At 62.6% G+C, this 2,328-nt stretch carries 3 protein-coding genes; all 3 read left to right on the top strand.

What is annotated here, in order from left to right; genetic code table 11:
- The first annotated feature begins 48 nt into the window (after nt 1-48).
- The 3 genes from ABI_RS03935 to ABI_RS03925 all read left to right on the top strand — a co-directional run bounded on the left by ABI_RS03935 (nt 49) and on the right by ABI_RS03925 (nt 2,267).
- Nucleotides 49-1,107, top strand: coding sequence for a glycosyl hydrolase family 18 protein (locus tag ABI_RS03935; protein ID WP_006271542.1), 1,059 nt, complete (start codon nt 49-51; stop codon nt 1,105-1,107).
- Between the two features lie 95 nt (nt 1,108-1,202).
- Entirely contained in the window at nt 1,203-1,775 is a 573-nt protein-coding gene (locus ABI_RS03930; protein WP_006271541.1) for a hypothetical protein, read from the top strand.
- Nucleotides 1,776-1,787: 12 nt separating this feature from the next.
- The gene (locus tag ABI_RS03925) at nt 1,788-2,267 is read left to right on the top strand and encodes a VOC family protein (RefSeq protein ID WP_085930171.1); all 480 of its coding nucleotides are present in this window, start codon (nt 1,788-1,790) and stop codon (nt 2,265-2,267) included.
- Nucleotides 2,268-2,328 lie beyond the last annotated feature (61 nt).

Below are 2,328 nucleotides of genomic sequence, written 5' to 3'. Positions count from 1 at the left end.
GTGCGGTGGCCACACTTTTTGGGATGCGCTCCAAAGGGATGAGCGACGATGGCCTTTCGCACGACCGCGTTGACAGCAGCCCTGTTGTCGTTCGTCTCACTGACCCAGTGCAATGCCGAGACGCCGCCCTCGCCCGCCGCCAATGCCGCCTGCATGCCCCTGACGGCCTTCTATCCATCGTGGCGCCATCAGGCCTATCCCGTCGCGAAGCTCGACTGGACTATGCTGGACGGCATCGCCACGGGCTTCGTCTTGCCGCGCGCCGACGGCAGCCTGAACACGGATGAAGTGGCACCCTACCTGAAGGACCTGGTCACCCAGGCCCACGCCCATAACGACGTCGTCTATGTCTCAATCGGCGGCGCCTCGGGCTATGGCGACGCCTTCCAGCAAATCGCGCGCGATCCAGCCCGCCGGGGCCGCTTCGTCGCCGAAGTCCGCCAGTTGGTTGAAACCTACCAGCTCGACGGCGTCGACCTCGACTGGGAATACTGGACCTGGCAACATAGCCAGAACAAGGGCGGCCGCGATCCCGACGAAAGCCCCTTGCTGGGCGTCCTGCTGAAGGACCTGCGCGCGGGCTTGCCACAGTCGGTCAAACTGTCGGTCGATATCTTCGCCGGCGACTGGACCGGCGCACAGTACACCGCCGACATTCAGGACCATGTCGACCACGTCAACCTGATGGCTTACGACTTCACCGGCGCTTGGGCGTCGTCGCCGGTCGGCCATCACGCGTCCTTCGACATGGTGCAGAAGGCCGTCGCCTGGGCGGAAAAGAACGGCTTCAAACGCGACAAGATCTGGCTGGGTCAACCAGCCTACGGCATCGAATTCCCCGACGGCAAGGCCCTGTCGGCAAGACACGTGCCATATAATGAGATTGCCGAACGGCTAAAAGACAATGCGGACGCCCTGCGTAAGGGGAAATCCGGACACCTGTGGTTCGACAGTACCGACATCAGCCAACGCAAATCCACCTGGGCGGCTGAACAGGGCCTGGCCGGCGTATTTTTCTTCGAACTGACCACCGACGTCGACGGCGAAAACAGTCTGGTCAGGGCCTCGCGCGCCGGCCTAGCCCAACGCCAATGCGCCGTTGACTGACAGCCTTACCGAAAAATTGCAATTCTGACGCAGGCCTGGCATTTCGAAACCGCCGTGAGCGGTTGATCTTGCCGACCATCCATTGGGAGGCTGATATGACCGAGATTGCCGTCACCGAAACCCAAAACCCGAACCCGAATATCGAATCGAGCCAGTCCGCGGTCACTTGGCCGGCCATCTTCGCCGGTGCCGTGGCGGCAACCGGCGTGACCCTGGCGCTGCTGCCGCTGGGATCAGCGCTGGGCTTCGCTTCATTCAGCATCTGGACATTGAATGCCCGCGACGCTGCGGAATTCACCTTTGGCGCGGCGATCTGGCTGGTCGTCATGCAGTGGCTGTCGTCGTTTATCGGCGGCTATCTGGCTGGCCGCCTGCGCGTCAAATGGGCCGGCATCCATGCCGATGAGGTCTTCTTCCGCGACACCGCCCACGGCCTGTTGAGTTGGTGCCTGGCTACGCTGGCCGTAGCTGTCCTGATCGGCGGCCTGGCCGCCGGCGCCGGGGACACCGCGGCCGAAGTGGCGTCGGACGTCAGCACGACGGTCGTGGAAAAGGTCCGCCAAGCCGGCGTCGGTTTCTCAACCGCCTTGGCCATCTCCCTGTTTGTTGGCGCCTTTATCGCCAGCGTCGCCGGTGCTATCGGTGGTCGCCTGAGAGACGCTTTATGACCGGAGCTGACCATGAACAAAAACACCATCTGCCTGTGGTACGACAAGGACGCTGAAGCCGCGGCGCGATTTTACGCCGAGGTCTTTCCAGACAGCGCCGTCGGCGCGGTCCACACGGCCCCGTCCGACTTTCCAGGCGGTAAAAGGGGCGACGTCCTGACCGTAGAGTTCACCGTCGTCGGCATACCCTGCCTGGGCCTCAATGGCGGCGATATGTTCCGCCAGACCGAGGCCTTTTCTTTCGCGATCTCGACCGAAGACCAGGATGAAACCGACCGTTACTGGAACGCCATTGTCGGCAATGGCGGCCAGGAAAGCGCCTGCGGCTGGTGCAAGGACAAATGGGCCCTTTCGTGGCAGATCACGCCGCGCGTCCTCACCGAAGCTATGGCCCAGGGCGGTGACGTCGCCAAACGCGCCTTCGAAGCGATGATGGAGATGGGCAAGATCGATGTCGCCAAGATCGAGGCGGCGGTCCGCGGTGATGCCTGAAGCGGTCGCGCAGCGGTTCTGATGTAATACCAATCCACGATGACCTTGACTCATCGTGGAG

This window comes from Asticcacaulis biprosthecium C19 (assembly GCF_000204015.1).
Classification (GTDB): domain Bacteria; phylum Pseudomonadota; class Alphaproteobacteria; order Caulobacterales; family Caulobacteraceae; genus Asticcacaulis; species Asticcacaulis biprosthecius.
Note: the sequence above shows the minus strand (reverse complement) of the source record. Positions and strands in the feature narration are given on the sequence as shown.